Genomic DNA, 17,284 nt, shown 5'->3' with positions numbered 1-17,284 from the left:
TTCCCGCGCCGTGAAAGAGAAGAATATGACCAACACCAGGCGTGAACTCCTGTCCTCTTAAAAAGTGGATTTCCCCTCAACCATCAATTGGGTGTCCAAAAAATAAATCCGGATAAACGCTGTGTCACTCCTTTGCAAAACATTTCGGCAGCATATTTATTTCACAATTTTTATTACCAAATATAAAATATTGTAACATATTCATGTCTAATGACGAATATTGGTTTGAGGTCGAGAGCGAGCGTATAGAAATAGACGGTGTGGAATACGATCTGGAAAATTCCCTTCATGTCATTGTCGACGGTGTCGAATATCTTGATATCGACGGTGAACGCTATGAACTACAAAATAATTCGAAATACGCCCCGGATTCTGTGATGGGCGAAGAACCATCAGGAGAAGGCAGTTCCATTCTTTCCTCAATTATTGCAATTGCAATCATATTGATTATTGGCGTGGTAATATTCAAGGGGGCCGCTTTTGCTTTTAACATGGCAACTTCGGATGAAGTTGCTTCTGCTGCCGGGGATATATCCGACATGATTGTTACGGGATCAAAAGTTGCTGTTGATAATATCGAGACCAAGATTGATGGAAAAACAGAATCCGCTGCTTCCAAACAGGCCGATCTAATCGTGGAGGCCATGGATTATACCAATCCGACCACCCGTGATTATGCTCTTATGCAGATCGATAGTTCACACGGCGGTGAATATAACATAGCCCAGATATGTGATGTTTGGGAGAATGTTTACAACCGTTGGACCTACGTGAATGATCCTAAAGGCTTTGAATATTTTTCACCCGCGAGTCGGACAATCAATCTCGGTCTGAAGGGAGACTGCGATGACTTCGCCATTGTGGTTGGATCGGTTATGCAGTCAATCGGCGGATATCCCCGAATCATTCTCGCCCATAATTCCAATGGAAGTGGGCATGCCTATGCCGAGTTGAAGGTAGCTTCGAGCAAACAGGGTTTACAGAATATTGCGAATTATATTTGTAAGCGATACCATTGCAGTTCAATAGCGTACCACACAGACCACACTAGTGATGGTGATCCTATCTACTGGTTGAATTTAGATTGGCAATCGCGACACCCTGGTGGTAAATTCTGGGAAAATGATGGAGAAACATTGATTGTTTATCCAAATGGATATGTAAAAAAATACAATTAGTTCTGTTTTGGATAGGAAGCAGGTAAAGACATATGTAACGCTTAAATAGGCCCCCAACAGGCCCGCCACCCGGAAAAAACGTCCACACAGACGGCCGGAGCGGGCCGTTCTCATCCAGAGACAGTGTCTGCACATCCTCCTGAAATATCCTCCAACCGCACCTGCTCATAAATTCACAAATGGTCGTTCTTTTAGAAATAAAACGCAAAAACACTGCCTTTTTTCGAGGGCAAAAGAGGGCTTAAAAAAAGGTCCATTCTGTCCCCAGTTCATCCAAAAACAGCGGTGGCAGATTATTGCATTCGGGTTTGCGATGCAGGGCTTAAAAAAGGGGGTTATTGGTTCTGTCACTGCCGACAATGGCCGGTTTTCCCGCAGACTGTGTAACCGGATTAAAAGGCAGTAAAGAGATTTTCCGAAGGCTCAGGGACAGTTCCTGTCACTGTCATGACACTTATAAAGAAGAATGCCGCCAGAAGAACGAGAACAATGAGCGGGATTACAACCGCGATTACAAAGACCATGACTGCTTTTGCTGTACTCAGCTCCTGCAGCTCGCGTATTCCAAGAATGCCCAGACCCAGTGACCAGATTGAAAATAGAAACCCGATAAAGGGTATCCATCCGAACAGAAGCTCGGGAGTGCTCCCGTAGACAACCGCTTTCACCGTCTGCATGATTCCGTTGCGCCCGCCGAAAAGATACACCCACAGGTGAAGCCATGCGGCAAAGATGAGTGTCAGGATAAAAGTGCCTATCAGGGACGCGAGAAATATACCGAAAATACCTCCTGCACCCGGTAATGCGCCGGCAAGCATGCTGTCCATTCCTATGGCTGCAATAATGGCAGAAAGGACTGAATAGATTACGAGAAGCACGACAAAGTAGGTGAATACTGCTTTTGGTTCATCTCCTTTTGTCTGCTGAAATGTGTCAACAGGATTGAAAAGGAACCCTTTTACGTTTGCCATTATGGTATCAATCATAATCTCAGATAATATACCTGAATCAGTTAAATCTATGCTTTTTTTGATTTAAATGGGAATTCCAGATAGGTGGGTGGATTTTTGAAAAGAACGAATTCCGGCTTTCAAATGTAGAACCGATTTTAAAATGACTGGTAACCGGTTGCGAACCCTGCTGACGGGTAATGATTGGTTCTTAGGATGCATCCGGACCATTTTTTCGGTGCGGGGTGGAGCCTGCCGTCCCGTATGATGAAATTCATTGCTCCCGGGGTGGTATATCTGAGCATGTACACCTGTCCTGCCTCGTCTCTTGATCTGTTCACCGATTCCATACGGCTCATGGGTGATGCCACCATGTGTGCGGTGATGGAGTTTGACCGGAATCTTGACCCGCATGCTCTTCAGGAGGCTGCTCAGGCGTGTCTTATGGCCCATCCTGTGCTTCACAGCAGGCTTATCCGGGGAAATGGCCCGGCAGTCTGGGAGATGGCCGATGATGTCAGGGTCCCTCCGGTGCGGGTGGAGGAATGCGGCGACGACTATCATTCCCATGTCACCGGCCCTGTTGATCCCTCCGGGCCGCTGCAGTTTCGCGTACGGCTGCTGCGAAGACCTTCGGGTGATGTGATCGTAATCAACCTCGCCCATGCCGCCGCTGACGGATTCGGTCTCCACACGCTCATGTCCCAGCTGTTGCAGGAGTACCAAAAGCCCGGCAGCATCTCTCCTGAAATCGGGGGGTTCCCGGAACGTGACACGCTCTGGACCAGAGGGACGGACCCGAAAGGAATGGATGCTCCTCCGGATATGAACGTGATCAATCCGTTGTGGCCCGATCCGTTCGGGACGTCATCTCAGCCTTCAGCGTATCACCGGGAATGTGTCAGCTCTCCGGTCGTTGCGGCAGTTCGCCGCTCTGCCGGAACGCTCGGGGGCAGTGTCAATGATGTGGTACTGGCGGCGTATTTTCTCTCCATGAGTGACCTCACCGGTCATAGCGGGCCGATTGATATTTTCTTCCCCGTCAACCTGCGCCAGCACAGAACCGACGGGTCACGGGTGATGAGCAACCAGGCTGCCAATGTCTGCTTTCCTCTCGATCGCCGGGGGGGAGAAGGGATGGAAGATGTGCTTCCCCGTGTCATCAGGGAGACGAAGCTTTTGAAGGAAAACGCCATCGGCATCCGTGAGCAGGTCCAAATGGACATGTCCTCTGACCCGGAAGGCAGGCAGATTCACCAGATGGTGGAAGAGATGGCGGCCCTTCAGAAGTCAGGTTTTGCGGATATCTTCGTCTCGAATCCCGGACCGATCACTCTCCCGGATGTGGAAGGGCTGACGGATGCCTATATCTGCTATCCCGGATGCTACATGCCGACCACCTGTTTTGTGACGAGCACGTTCCGGGGGCATATGACTGTCACGATGGGGTATCAGGACAGTGAAAGGGCGAGAGAGGGAACACGAAAGGCGATGGATCTTTTCATGCAGCATTTCGTGTCAGTGGCGGATGGATGGTGACGGTTTCAGACAGAAGCGGGGAGATGCTCTGTGTTGTGAACGATCTCTTTGCAGAGATTCATGCCGGTGTCAGGTGAATGTGAGATACTTTAGATCGGGTTTGGGAGGTTTTGGGGGGTTTGGATTTTTTGGTTTGGATTTTTTGGTTTGGTACTAGGTCTCTATCGATTTTGCACCTTTTCGGCTGATGTAGCAAAAGACAATATTGTTTCCCATGATTCAATTGGCAAATCGTAAGGGTCACCACGGGTATCATCCGAATATGAGGTCATATTGAAACCTTGACCTGTATTTACATCTAGAGCGGCTTTTATTGAATCATTGAAAATAATTTCAAATTCAAATGGGAAAATAAATTTAAGCACAAACCGGTGGCGATAATTGGAGAAATTACCCCTGATCCAGAATAAAGCATCTAATCAATTCTTCAATACCTTCTTTCTATTATTTCGAACAGAAAGAAATGAATGGATGCCATTTGAGCTTCAAAATATGAAAAAACTCAAATAAAAGGGTTTATCGCTTTAGAACGAATAATTTCAGCTATTATATAGGATCAAATTATGATTGGAAATAAAAACCTGGAAAAAATTATTCCAATTTACATAGAGAGATTCAAACAGCGTTACGATGAACTTGAAGAGGAAGCTGGTCGTGATGGCAAAAAAGGATCTGAAATACAAGAATGGCTGAAACGTGAAATACAATCCGTTTTTTCAAAAGAAAACATTGATTCACCCGATACAGAAAGAGCCATAAAAATCCTCAGTGAGCTATTTGCGACAGAAGATGGGGGAGATGATGCCAATCGTGATTCTCCGATAAATATCAAATTAGCTGAGAAACTATACAGTCAGAAATTCATTGATACGCTAAAGGATCTTCTTTTTGGCAATAACGATATCTCAGTACGATATCAGCGGTTCATGAGGGAAAATGATGTAACCAGGAGTATTACCTCAGAATTACTCACCTATTTTTATCCGGACAAATACGCCATCAGTAATCTATTTTCAGAGAGAGCACTTGCATTTTTAGGATTTGATTATGAAGAAGTGCCTGATAAGGGAGAACAGATTGGGGATACATATGGTGAATTCTGCAAAAAAGCTGCACAGGTTCTGAAACAGCTTCGGAAAGACTCGGATTTCAAGGACGCAGATTTTGTTACATTGGATGATTTCCTCTGTGATATTAGTTGGGTGAATATCTGGAAAGTTGCTCCCGGAGAAAATGCTTATCTATGGGATAATAAATTTTGGCAGGATAATGAAATTGTCAGTATTAACTGGGGCGGATTATATGAAAATCTCAAAAAAGAACTTTTTACCGCTGACAAAGAAACAATAAAAAAAGCTGCTGATGGTTCAGACTACACAGCAAACCAGCATATCAAATTTTTATACGAATTTAAACTCGGTGACATTATTGTCGCCAACCGTGGGAAGAATTCTTTTATCGGATATGGAGTTGTCAAATCAGATCCAAAATATCGGAAGGATGATGATGACAATTGCTATCTTTGTCGCGATGTGTTATGGCAGGAAACCGATCTGAATATTTCGATTCCAAATGATTCCGGGTTAATTGGGAAATGCAATCAGACTATTGCCAGTTTATCATTCGATCAGTTTACAAAATACATCCTGGAAAGAATTTCAGAACGTAAATACTGGGTTATGAACCCGTCATTCTGCAATCCAAAAACTAAAATTATTACCGGGTTATGTTTCTGGAATCGATGGAGAGATGAAAATTATATTCATCTTGATTCCTGGAAAGTGTTTGTGGAAAAATACGGTGCAGACGCTCTTACATTTTCAGATCCTGCTGAATTTAAAACGCATTACAATAACGCGTATAATGATAAATCACATTCAGGTTCTCTCTATAAATACCTATTTTCACTAAAAAAAGGAGATATTGTCCTAATTAATGAGGGGAAAACCAGGATTGTGGGCAAAGGTGTCCTGAGTTCCGAGACCTATTACGATGATGAACCGCAGAAATCCTATTATCACGATGTTGACTGGGAAGAAACGAATCTGAATATCCCTATCCCAAAAGATATGAAGGGGAAATTTTCACAACGGGTTACTGAACTAACAAAGGATGAGTATGAAAGAATTATGAACAGAATGACGCCGAAACCAATTATTGATACGGGAATGCTTGATCAGTTACTGGAAAGAAAAAAACAGGTGATTCTTTACGGCCCTCCTGGCACAGGAAAGACGTTTCTTGCAACCAAATATATTTCGTCCTCTGGAATTACGGGATATAATTTTCATAACCAGAATCTCTCTGATAAAAAGTTTTATTCAATTACTATTTACGAACCACATGACGGTGAGGTAAAATCTCTGAAAATGGGTGACACTTTCAGATATGAATGGTCCAAAAGATTTGGTAAATCAGATGCGAATCCAAACTGGCAGGAATATTATGATGAAATCCAGGAAGGTGATTTTGGATTTGCCTATACAGCAGAGAAAGCAAAGAGATACACAACAGTAGTAAAATGTATTCAAAAAAATGTTGATTTCCTAATATTTGAGGTTATCACGCAGTTTAATGGACCCACCTATGCACAGATAAAGAATAGCGATTTACCTAAAAATAATCCCCGAATAAATTTCGGTAAAATGAGTTTCAGTATTCTGGGTCTTTCTAATAACGATGTAAATGAGATTATATCGTTATCCGATGGTATTTCACCAGAATCTTTGGGCATAACCGTTCAACAGAATACTGAGTTTGTCAAAAATACCCGTTTTGTGACATTCCATCCGTCCTTTGCATATGAAGATTTTATCGAGGGACTGCGCCCGGAAGCAGATGATGAAGGGTGTATCCATTATCAGGTTGAAGATGGGGTTTTCAAGGAATTTGCCCGGCAGGCATTCAATGTCCTTCTTCAAACAGCAGGAATTGAAAAAAAATGGGTGAAGGGTAAGAATATTCCTGAATTAACCGAAGAAGAGTGTGACTCTGCTCTTGAATCCGTTTCAGAAGCTCCTTTCTACCTGATCATCGATGAGATTAACCGGGGTGACATCTCCCGAATATTTGGTGAACTTATCACTCTTCTTGAGGCTGACAAGAGGCTGTGTGCTGAGAACGGACTGCCAATTACGCTGCCGTATTCCAAAACCAGGTTTGGCATCCCACCAAATCTCTATATTATCGGCACCATGAACACTGCTGATAAATCCATTGCTCTTGTGGATATTGCCCTGAGGAGACGGTTTGGATTTTTTGAAATGATGCCTGATTCAGACGTTCTCAGAGAATTGCTGGTAAGCAACGATGCCAAAGTGCAGGAGATCTTTGATATTGCCATTGCGGTTCATGAACAATTAAATAATGCAATTCTTGAAAAGTATGACAGGGATCATCAAATTGGTCACAGTTATTTTGTAAAACTGAAAGACGAGAGAACACCTGACGATGCCTGTGGTTCACTCGAATTTATATGGTACTATGAGGTTCTGCCTCTTCTTCAGGAGTACTTTTACGATTCTCCCAAAAAGCTCTCTGAAATCCTTGGCAAAGATTTTGTCACGCTTCGTTCTGATGACCGGTCATTCATGTTTACAGAACCCTGCCACAATGGTGTGTTCCTTTCTGCTCTAAAAAGACTCACAAAAATGGATCATTCATCCGGCCAGGATGAAGATGAGACAGAAGACGACGATTACATCTCCCGGGATGATTAGGGAGAATATGTCTTCCACAGCAACGCTCTATGAGTTTGAACGGTACCCCTATGAGGTTTCAGAGAGTGACAGCTTTGAAGACAACACATTCAGACTTACCGGGAAGACACTGCAGCACCTTGAGAATATAAACGAAAATGAGCGGTTTTTCGAGATTAATCGAAAATACATTAAACCACTGGGATTTGTTGGAGTGGTGAAAGCAGGCAGTATTACTCTTGAGATATTTCCAAAACTGTATCGTGACGGTCACTCAAAAGAGCACAAGAAGATCGTTGCCGGAAATCTTCTGAAGATGCTTTCAATGACCAATCGCCTCTCAATAAAAGAGTCGGATTTTGCAGGTCTTGATCTGGCAGAACTTGATCTTTTTGAGGTGTTCATCCGGATATTTGCACGGAAGCTGAGTGCTCTTATCCATTCAACAAAGGTCAGAGAGTATAAGAAACAGGAACAGGAGCTTCGTTTCATTCGAGGGAGAATTGAGGTCAGGCAATATGCAAATCCTGCCCGTCTTCATATTATTCCCTGCCGGTATCATGAGCTTTCTGCTGATACGATGATTCATAAAACCCTGAAATATTCCTGTCATCTGATGGCCCGAAAATCGCAGAATTTTGGGACTATTCGTCTTCTTCGTTCGGTCGTAAACTCTCTTGACGAGGTTGGATCAGAGCCGGTACGAGTCGTTGACATCGATCGTATCGTCTTCAATCGTCTCAACCGTATGTATGAACCTTTCATCAGATTCTGCCGGATTTTTCTCTCTAATTCAACACTTACCCTGCAGGCATCCGAAGTGGAATCATTCTCACTCATGATACCGATGAATACGCTCTTTGAGGAGTTTATCGCCGTTGTGCTGCAGAGCGACCCCCGATATTTCTTTCACTGCACTCCTGAAATCGAACCACAGAAATATATTGGAAACCTTGCCACAAAGGAACATTCCCGTGGTGTTTTCCGGCTGATTCCTGATCTGGTAATCAGGCATCATTCATCCGTTTTTGTGATCGATACAAAATACAAGATTCTTGATGAAGAGGACCGTACATTTGGTGTCTCGCAGGCTGATATGTATCAGATGTATGCGTATGTGACAAAACTCCGGGCTAAGGCAGGGGTGCTTTTATATCCTGATATTGATGACAGGGAGTACGGGACGTTTTTCTTTGAATGTGTTGGTCCTGCCGGTGAGGAACTGAGGATTCCGTTGTATATTAAATCAGTAGTTTTGTCGTCGGATCTGAATACGCCGGAGGGGTGGGCAGTATTCAGAGAGAGTCTTTCAGCGTCTGTTCATGCAGCTTTCAATTGAGTTGGAACATGGTGGGAGAACGGAAGGGGGTCTCTCAACCAAAAAGAATACATTTTCAACGTTTATTTCTGGTAGTAACCTGCTGAGTTTGTGTTGATATGTTGGATTCCGTTTCATCCTCTGGCGTATAGGCGATGTGGCTGACATCCAAACGATGTCAGGTAAAACCTTGATCCAGAAGACCAATGGGAAGGTCATGGTTGGATCGGCCGGACCCTCCTGAAAGCAACCCATTTCACAAATGGCTAAATACAGTACTGGCCGTCACCGTCCGAATATTTATCAGCTCTGCAGGTACATATGCAGATTATGAAGACAGCCCGCAGATTTACGGTCATCATTGAACAGGATGAAGATGGCATATATGTGGCTGAAATACCTCAGATTCCAGGATGTCACACCCAGGCAGGAGATGTGCCAACACTAATGGAGCGGATCAGAGAGGCGGCTGAACTGTGTGCTAGTGAATTGAATGAGATCCCGCACCTGGAATTCATTGGACTGCAACAGATAGATGTTCTGGTTTGAGTGGGTGATATGCAATGGGTGATATGCAGCGAATTCTCCCACAACCACCCGAAAAAGTATGTAAAATTCTTGTAAAACCTGGGTTTGTCCAATCGCGACAAAATGGGAGTCATATTTTTTCCGTCACCCGGATGGACGAACTACTGTTGTTCCATTTCATAAAGGGGAAGATATCTCAAAAGGTCTTCTTGCAAAAATTATCCGGGACTGTGAAGTCTCAAAGGAAGAATTTTTTGAGGCAATATGATATCATACAGCTCTGGTGACCCCTGCTGAAACACGGGGGATACACACGAACCAGCCAAACAGGAAGGAGAGATAGTAGATAACCAAAGGAACAGTGCCTTCCCCTGTATTCATTTCCCTCCATTGCCTTTGCCATCCATTCACACGTGTTCATTCTCTTCTTCCTGCAAAGCAGTTCACCCCCATGTTTCAGCCATTCGACGGACGCCGTTTGAAACGTTTCAATCCACCGGTTCTGCACATTTTTTAAAGAGAGGAGAGAGGTGATGAGTGAGATGATGAGGGGGATAAATGTTTGACCATACCGCTCAGTTTATCTGCACCATCGTTGAGAAAATAGCTATCCGGAGTGATAGTGGATGGTGACGATAACAGTCAGTGAATATTTCGAAGAGGGCGGTGCGGATGAATATGCAACACTTCGGGTGGAGTCGGATGCCATCGGTCAGGACATGCCGGAATGTACGAAATCTACGGGTTTTCTGACAGATTCACGGGCCGGGACGCAATGGATAACAGTCGTCCCTGCAGGCGAAAACGCACTTTCTGTGCGCATTGCTGCCTCAGCGGTCCGTTCTCCCGGTGTGAAACAGGAGCTTGAACGTCTCATCACTTCCCTGACGAAGAGGGAGGACGCCCTGCGCCGGTCAGGTCAGTCGGTTCATGAGAACAACCGGGTGCTGGACCATCTGGTGATTTCTCTCACGGAGAATGAAAAGGACGGTGCCTCTGTCGTGTCCCGGATGATGAGCAGTGCTACCGAAGTCCCGAAGGGGCACAAGTGGTATGACACTGCCCTTGCGAGGAGCCCGGATGATGCGATGGCCTGGAACGCAAAAGGCGAGGCGATGGCTGCGGCCGGACGCACGAGTGAGGCGAAGGAATGTTTCACCTGTGCTGTGAAGATTGACCCGGCGTATTCGGACGCGAGGTATAATCTGAACCATGTGGAGGGAATGGGGAGGACTGGGTAAACAGGGACTGGTCACTGGTCGCCGGGCACTGCGCGGGACTGAACTTCCAGGCACTTTTTGTCGTATAACGCTCATAACATCCCTATTTTTAGGGTGGTCCCGATGCCACGTAAATATGCCAAGATAAGCCCGGATATGCCCAAATTTGCAATTTTTAGCATGTTTAAGAGGAAAAATGGGCCTGAAATATGGGTGCCATCACGGCCCCATGGGATGCGGGACAGGACCCCATTTCCGGGCTCGGGGAGACAGCGGGAGGCAGGAGATATAATCCTCCATCCCCCCGCCCCGTGTCCCCGCGTCCCTGTGACAATGCGGGGCATTTCTTTGGTGATGCAATCTCTTAGCGGGTGTCGTGAGTGGCCCCGCGAAGGTGCTGCGCTGTCCGGGGGAGAAACTGGGTATATGGATGCAGTGGAACATCTGGAGCATGTGGTGGAATTCAGGAGAATTTAGCGAATGTGGACGGGGTATACTGCCCACATTCATGCCTTTTTTGGGAAGGGTAAGTTGACTTCCGTCAATGCTTTGTATTTCAATCACATTCGCACAAGAATATTTTCGGCGCTCATTTCAGTAATCACGTCATAACTTCATTCAATAAACCATGATAATCGGTAACAACCTCATATTTCACCGAATCCGAACTAATGCTCCTGAAATGCTCCCTCGCGCACTGAATCTTCAACGACTCTATTTTACGCAGTTGCATTGAGGATAAATCTCCCTTTGTCTCGGCAACAAAGTAGATGTGCTTGACTGTTCCTTCCTTAAATGCAATTGCCCAGTCGGGGTTGTATTTTCCAACCGGGGTGTTAATATAAAATCCGTTGGGAAGTTTGACATACACAGCAACATTGGTATCTGTGTCAAGTTTTTCTGCAAATTTCCGTTCAGTCCCGGAATCGGTTATGATGTAATTATAGAGACTCTTGTCTGCAGGTATTGCATTCTTTCCAATGGTGCCCCGTTTCATTGAAGGCTCGGTAAAAATGCCGGTATCATAGCGGTCTTCAAGAATATGATACTCAATATGTTCAACAATTACCGTTGCTTTCTGTTCATCAATAAGCTTTGATGCCTGTATGATGAACTCTTCCGGATTACCTTTAAATTGATCAAATGTGGTCGTTTTTATGCCCTGCAGGATTGCGGCCACATCCTTGCGGGTAAGTTTTGTGGATTTGGCAATCTCGCCAATTAAATCATACTTCACAGAGGAGTTTGCCTTTGCAGCAGCAACTGTGGTTTCCTGTTCTTTTTGGATGAATGACTCACCGTATGCAACCGATTCCTTGCTCTGTATTGTATCCACCTGGGCACCGGACTCAATCCGGTAAAATATTTTTTTGACTCTGAGTTTTTCATCCAGTGCCGCTATGGATTTCTCTACCAGTTCATTTGAATCAAAATCGACAATATATGCTGATTTTGAGTTTATCCTTTCCCAGAGGGATTTAAACTCCTTCATCTCAAGCTTCTCGTCGACTATTTTCAGGTCAACATTCCTGCTGCGTGCATCATCCGGCCTAAATGCATCAGGGTTACCAATGTTGCCAAGTATTTCTATTATTGATCCTGAGTAATCATTAATCTCTTCCGGCAAACTGATATTCCCGTTTTTAGCGTCTTCATGGTATTTTACTGTCAATGCACAATCATCATCAACATAACAATTTCGGATCAAGCTATTGTTAATTTTCCGTGCAAGATCTGGATCAATGATCCGTTCTGCACCGTTTATGTTGGAAATAACTCTGCCTTCAAATAACCGGGCATCAACAATGCGTGGTCTGTCTGCAATGGCATCTGCCATCTCACTCTGCAGGGCTTTGGCAAAGCTGTCATAACTTTCGTTTGCGATAACCGTGAGAACATTGACATTGTGGACATCACCACCAAGCACATTTGTATCCATTCTTTCGCCGAGATTGTTCACGCACAGCCTAAGTCCACGGCCAACTTCCTGGCGTTTGCGGACTTCTGAACTACTTGTCTTCAGGGTGCAGATCTGGAATACATTTGGATTGTCCCATCCTTCACGAAGGGCAGAATGGGAAAATATGAAGCGAACAGGTTCCTTGTGATCAAGGAGCTGCTCTTTCTTCTTCATGATAAGGTCATATGCGTCAACGTCATCTGAGACATTCTCCTTTCCTTTGGCGCTGCTATCAACATATTTGCCCTTTTTGTCAATGGAGAAGTATCCCTGGTGCGTCTCTTCTGCTTTGATCTGCTTAAGGTAACAGAGATAGTCATCTTCACCAAAGGACAATGTGAGATTTTCAATCTCTGAACGATATTCCTCTTCAAATATCTGGGCATATTCTCCGGGTATCTGCTCCCCGGAATCATCGTACTGCCGGTATTTGGCTACTTCATCAATGAAGAAGAGTGACAGAACCTTTATTCCTTTTTTGAAGAGTGCACGTTCGCGTTCAAGGTGAGACTTGATTGTTTCGCGGATTTGAATGCGCCGGATCTGTTCTTCATCTGTTAAACCCTGCATCTCACCGGCAGTGATGGTGACTCCGTTTGTGAATGATACCGAATTGGTGAGGCCGTTTATCTCTGAAACTACATATCCCTGATATTGGTTTAATTCACCTGAATGCTCATACAGGTTGTATCCCTCCGTTACATTCCGGCTGACTTTTCTCAGGCTGTTCTTCCCTTTGCACTCAAATTCAAGACTGGCGGTGGGAGCAGATTTTGAAAAATTCAGACCTTCCAGATAGAGATACCCTTCAGTCCCTGTTGAACCGGTAACAGAAATTCCTTTTACCGCAATCTTTTTGACCAGTCGTTTATTGTATGCCTCAAGGGCATCCAGCCGGTAGACCATGTTATAGGTCTCGTTCTTCTTATGGGTGGCCGAATACCGCAGGGTCATGAGGGGATTAAATTCTTTCAGCCGTTCTTTTGTTGCCGCACCTTCAACCGACTGCGGTTCATCAATGATTACTACCGGGTTTGTCTGTGCAATGACATCGATGGGTTTGCGGCTTCTGAAAGAATCGAGCTGCATGTAAATGCGTCTCGCATCCTTTCCTCTGGCATTGAACGCCTGGGAATTGATGATCATTACATGGATGCTGCTGTCGTTTGCGAACTGCTCGAGTTTATGGAGCTGCTTTGAGTTGTAGATGAAATAGCGGATCTTCTTGCCATAGTCTTCTGCGAAGTGATCTTCCGTCAGTTCAAATGACTTGTACACTCCTTCACGGATGGCAATGGATGGAACAACAATGATGAACTTTGTGAACCCGAATCGTTTGTTCATTTCATACATCGTTTTGATGTAGGTGTAGGTCTTCCCGACACCGGTCTCCATCTCGATGGTCAGGTTATATGTCCCTTCAAGGTCTTTTGAAGGCTCTATCTGTAAATCTCTCTGGATTTTCTGCAGATTTTGAAGAATCTGAGTGTCAGCAATTTTTATTCTGCTGTTCCTGTATCCGGTGCTGTCAATGGAATCCTCATCGACCAATTCGCCGTCACCGAATCGTATCTGCCGGGAGGTCTTTTCGATAAGTCCGGTATCAATAAGATAGGTGGGTGTTGTCCGTGGCTGTCCGGCAAAGACGTCACAGACCGCCTGTGCAGCTTCAGCCTGGAATGCTTGGTGTTTGAATTGCAGTTTCATTCCATGCCTCCGGTGAATGTGAGAAATTCAGCGGTGCTGTTTTGAATACACGTTATCGGTTCCATCTTCAGATACCGCCCTTAATGATTATTTTCTCCGCATTCCTTTTTCGCGTGTGCTTTCGTGTCCGGAGATGGCTCTTCTTCAGTTCTTCCCTTGATGTGCTTTATTCCATCTTCCATCTCTATAAAATGCCTTTCAACGTCTGTCGGCTCCTGCAATTTATTCCTGCAGTAGGTTTCATACTCAGCGTGTGCTTTTTGTAGTGCAGTTTCGTGACTGATGCTTCCGGCGTTTGTCAGCAGTTCACGTCCGGTCATTGTTAAAAACTGGTGCAGGCGTTCAATCCAGTCCTGCATGGTCATTGGCATCCGGTTGAGCGCCTGCAATTCTGCGATTTCCAGATATGCGGTCACTATTCGATTGAGAACTGCTAATTCATCCTCCCTGAGATAATTCTTTGCAACTTCTATATCACGTCTGAGCAGGGTATTCCCCGGATAATTGGTAATCCCCATCTCAGGCTTGTTTGCATCTGCACGTTCATAGATCAATTCTGCTGCGGTGTGACCATGCGCCGCCCAGTGCATCTTGTTTTGTACCTGTCTAAAAAACTGCTGTGTTGTTTCAGCGTTTGGGTCATAATCAATACTGGTCGCGTATATGTCCAGAACTTTGCGCCAGAAAATCTTTTCAGATGAACGGATATCGCGGATCCGTGCTAAGAGTTCCTCAAAGTACCTACTGCTTTCCGGTTCTTTCAGGCGAACGTCATCGAGAATGAACCCCTTTTTAATGAATTCCGTCAGGTGCTGTGTCGCCCAGATACGAAACCGGGTGGCAATACTGCTTCTCACCCGATAACCGACAGAGATGATCATATCAAGGTTGTAGTAGTCAATCGTTCGTTTGACTTCACGTGCTCCTTCCGTTTGAACTGTCAAGTATTCCTTGACAGTTGCCTGTGGGAGGAGTTCGCTCTCAGAATAGATGTTTTTTATATGGAGACTGATATTTTGCTTGGTGGTCTGGAAAAGTTCGGCCATCTGCTGCTGGGTCAGCCATACTGATTCATCTTCAAAGCGGACATCAAGCCTGAAAGTCTCATCTTTTGACTGGTATATCAGGATATGTCCCTTTGGGGGTTCCTGCCATTCCAGACGTTTATTGGTGGACTCATTTTCATCTGCCATCTCTGCCATCAGATCACTCTCAGTTTCGTGTCCGGTGCAATGGTCTTGAATATGCCTTCAATATTGAGTTTGCCAGGGCTGTTCCTGAATGAACCATCCCGGAAGACGGCCCGCAGGGGTTTTTTCTCCGCAATTGTTCGCATCACATCTTCAGAGATGTTTGCTTCAAAACAGGCGACAAGTGCATTGCCATCAACGATGTGCACGGTATACCCGTCGATGGTTTCCATCTCGTGTCTGAGGTCTAAAGGAAGGCCCCAGTTGATCATGACCTGATAGAGGAGGTCTGTGTCCGTTCTGTCTCCCCTGACATTATCAACAAGTCCTTCTATGGTCTCCTGAGTATAGTCTTCTGCTGCGTAATAGACATCCTTCATATTGGTGTCATCGATTTTGAAGACCCGGAATCCGATATCGGGAATCTTCATTTGCTCTCCGTCAAGGGTTTTTTGCCGGTTCGCCTCCTCCAATTCGGCTTTGATCTTTTCACCGGCACGACGGATTCTCTCCTTGCCTATCTCTGCGATGGTATGGAATCCCGCCTTCAATGCCTCACTCCCTTCATCGCAGCAGGGCTCAGGCAGCTGCACCATGATGAATTTGCGGGTGCCGCTGCCGCCGTCCTCCGCGTTCAGCTGCATGACGGCATGGGCGGTTGTGCAAGAACCGGAGAAGAAGTCGAGGATTAGTGAATTATTTAATGAGCCAAGCTTAAGTAATTCTACAATTAACCCTGATGGCTTAGGATTATTGAAAACAGTTAAGTTTCCTAACAATTCAGCCATTTCCTTTGAGCCTACTGTGTTAAATGGAACAAAATCCCAAATGGTTGTATATGTTATTCCTTTTTTAACATCGGATAAGAAACGTTTCAATTTAGGACGGCCCTTGTTATCTTTGCCAAAGTAAATTTCATTATTTTTAATGAGTTCGTCAATTTTGTCTTTATTAAATCGCCAATTTCCGTTTGAAGAAGGATAATGTTCTTCTCCTGTATTGGGATTAATTATAGGAAAATTGAGAGATTTTACATATCTTCCACCCTTCACATTAGCCATTAAATCTCCGGGTACCCAAGGTCCTTTTGGATGATTATCAGGATTTTGATATCTCTCAATCTGTTCATTGGTCCTTTCTCTGAGATTCAAAGAAAGTTTCTGGATGTCCTTAGAATAGATTAGGATATATTCATGAGCTGCACCTATGATTTTATCATTGGGAGGCGTACTTCGTTTCTTCCATATTATTGATTCAATATAATTATCCTCACCGAAGATCTCGTTCATCATATGGCGGAGATTAGGCATCTCATGTTCATCAATTGAAAGAAATATAACTCCATCATCACGAAGCAGGGTATGTGCAAGCTTCAGTCGGGGATAGAGCATCGAGCACCAGTCTGAGTGATACCGGCCCCGTTCCTTATTGTTTTTAAACATCCGGTTGCCTGCATCGTCCACTGCGCCGGTCTCTTCATCATATTCGTCAGCGTCCATCACGAACCGGTCGTTGTAGATGAAGTCGTTTCCTGTATTATACGGGGGATCGATATAGATCATCTTGACTGAGTTGAGATAGCTCTCCTGGAGGAGTTTCATGGCATCGAGATTGTCCCCTTCGATGAAGATATTCTGGGTGTCCTCCCAGTTTTTGCTCTCTTCCATGCAGGGCCGGAGGGTCTTTTTGATGGGGCGGTTCGCCTCGACGATGGCCTTCCTCTTCCCAACCCATGTAAAGTCGTAGCGTTCTTCTCTTCCTTCGACATAGCCACCTGAGAGCTCCTGCCGGAGGAGATCGAAGTCAATTCCCTTGCGGAGAATGCCTTCATCATCCTCAATTTCGGTGATGACATTCGGGAATAGTGAAGCAATTTTTTCGATATGGTCTTCTGTGGTGTTGGTGGTTTCCATTTTCAGGTATTCTGGCCCGGATTTGCTCATAGATAATTCTCCGTTGTTTGACTGAGATTTAAAATTCAGATTACGTATTGGAA

10 protein-coding genes are annotated in these 17,284 nt (G+C 44.9%); 6 read left to right on the top strand and 4 right to left on the bottom strand.

The genetic code is table 11. The features are described 5' to 3' along the window. Positions 1-203: 203 nt before the first annotated feature. Entirely contained in the window at positions 204-1,178 is a 975-nt protein-coding gene (locus L1S32_RS06345) for a hypothetical protein (RefSeq protein ID WP_278154190.1), read from the top strand. Between the two features lie 392 nt (positions 1,179-1,570). Here L1S32_RS06345 and L1S32_RS06340 read toward each other — a convergent pair whose 3' ends face one another. Then, positions 1,571-2,164 carry a Yip1 family protein gene (locus tag L1S32_RS06340; RefSeq protein WP_278154189.1) on the bottom strand — a complete coding sequence of 198 codons (594 nt, stop codon included), beginning with the start codon at positions 2,162-2,164 and terminating at the stop codon, positions 1,571-1,573. Positions 2,165-2,392: 228 nt separating this feature from the next. Between L1S32_RS06340 and L1S32_RS06335 the strand changes: the two genes are divergently transcribed. From L1S32_RS06335 to L1S32_RS06315, 5 genes are all read left to right on the top strand, one after another. Then, positions 2,393-3,667, top strand: a complete 1,275-nt coding sequence (locus tag L1S32_RS06335; protein ID WP_278154188.1) for a hypothetical protein — start codon at positions 2,393-2,395, stop codon at positions 3,665-3,667. Between the two features lie 563 nt (positions 3,668-4,230). Then, entirely contained in the window at positions 4,231-7,386 is a 3,156-nt protein-coding gene (locus tag L1S32_RS06330; protein WP_278154187.1) for an AAA family ATPase, read from the top strand. 7 nt (positions 7,387-7,393) lie between these two features. Beyond that, a complete protein-coding gene (locus tag L1S32_RS06325) occupies positions 7,394-8,704 on the top strand; it encodes a hypothetical protein (RefSeq protein ID WP_278154186.1) in 1,311 nt (436 codons plus the stop codon). Between the two features lie 309 nt (positions 8,705-9,013). Further along, the gene (locus L1S32_RS06320) at positions 9,014-9,232 is read left to right on the top strand and encodes a type II toxin-antitoxin system HicB family antitoxin (protein ID WP_278154185.1); all 219 of its coding nucleotides are present in this window, start codon (positions 9,014-9,016) and stop codon (positions 9,230-9,232) included. Positions 9,233-9,837: 605 nt separating this feature from the next. Beyond that, entirely contained in the window at positions 9,838-10,452 is a 615-nt protein-coding gene (locus tag L1S32_RS06315) for a tetratricopeptide repeat protein (protein ID WP_278154184.1), read from the top strand. Between the two features lie 580 nt (positions 10,453-11,032). On the opposite strand, the gene L1S32_RS06310 is transcribed toward L1S32_RS06315, so the two are convergent. The 3 genes from L1S32_RS06310 to L1S32_RS06300 all read right to left on the bottom strand — a co-directional run bounded on the left by L1S32_RS06310 (position 11,033) and on the right by L1S32_RS06300 (position 17,231). After that, positions 11,033-14,098 carry a DEAD/DEAH box helicase family protein gene (locus L1S32_RS06310; RefSeq protein WP_278154183.1) on the bottom strand — a complete coding sequence of 1,022 codons (3,066 nt, stop codon included), beginning with the start codon at positions 14,096-14,098 and terminating at the stop codon, positions 11,033-11,035. An 80-nt stretch (positions 14,099-14,178) separates the two neighbouring features. Then, positions 14,179-15,300 carry a virulence RhuM family protein gene (locus L1S32_RS06305; RefSeq protein WP_278154182.1) on the bottom strand — a complete coding sequence of 374 codons (1,122 nt, stop codon included), beginning with the start codon at positions 15,298-15,300 and terminating at the stop codon, positions 14,179-14,181. Then, the gene (locus L1S32_RS06300) at positions 15,300-17,231 is read right to left on the bottom strand and encodes a site-specific DNA-methyltransferase (RefSeq protein ID WP_278154181.1); all 1,932 of its coding nucleotides are present in this window, start codon (positions 17,229-17,231) and stop codon (positions 15,300-15,302) included. The genes L1S32_RS06305 and L1S32_RS06300 overlap by 1 nt, the downstream gene beginning before the upstream one ends. Positions 17,232-17,284 lie beyond the last annotated feature (53 nt).

Source organism: Methanogenium sp. S4BF (assembly GCF_029633965.1).
Classification (GTDB): domain Archaea; phylum Halobacteriota; class Methanomicrobia; order Methanomicrobiales; family Methanomicrobiaceae; genus Methanogenium.
This window is presented reverse-complemented; position numbering and strand designations above follow the sequence as displayed.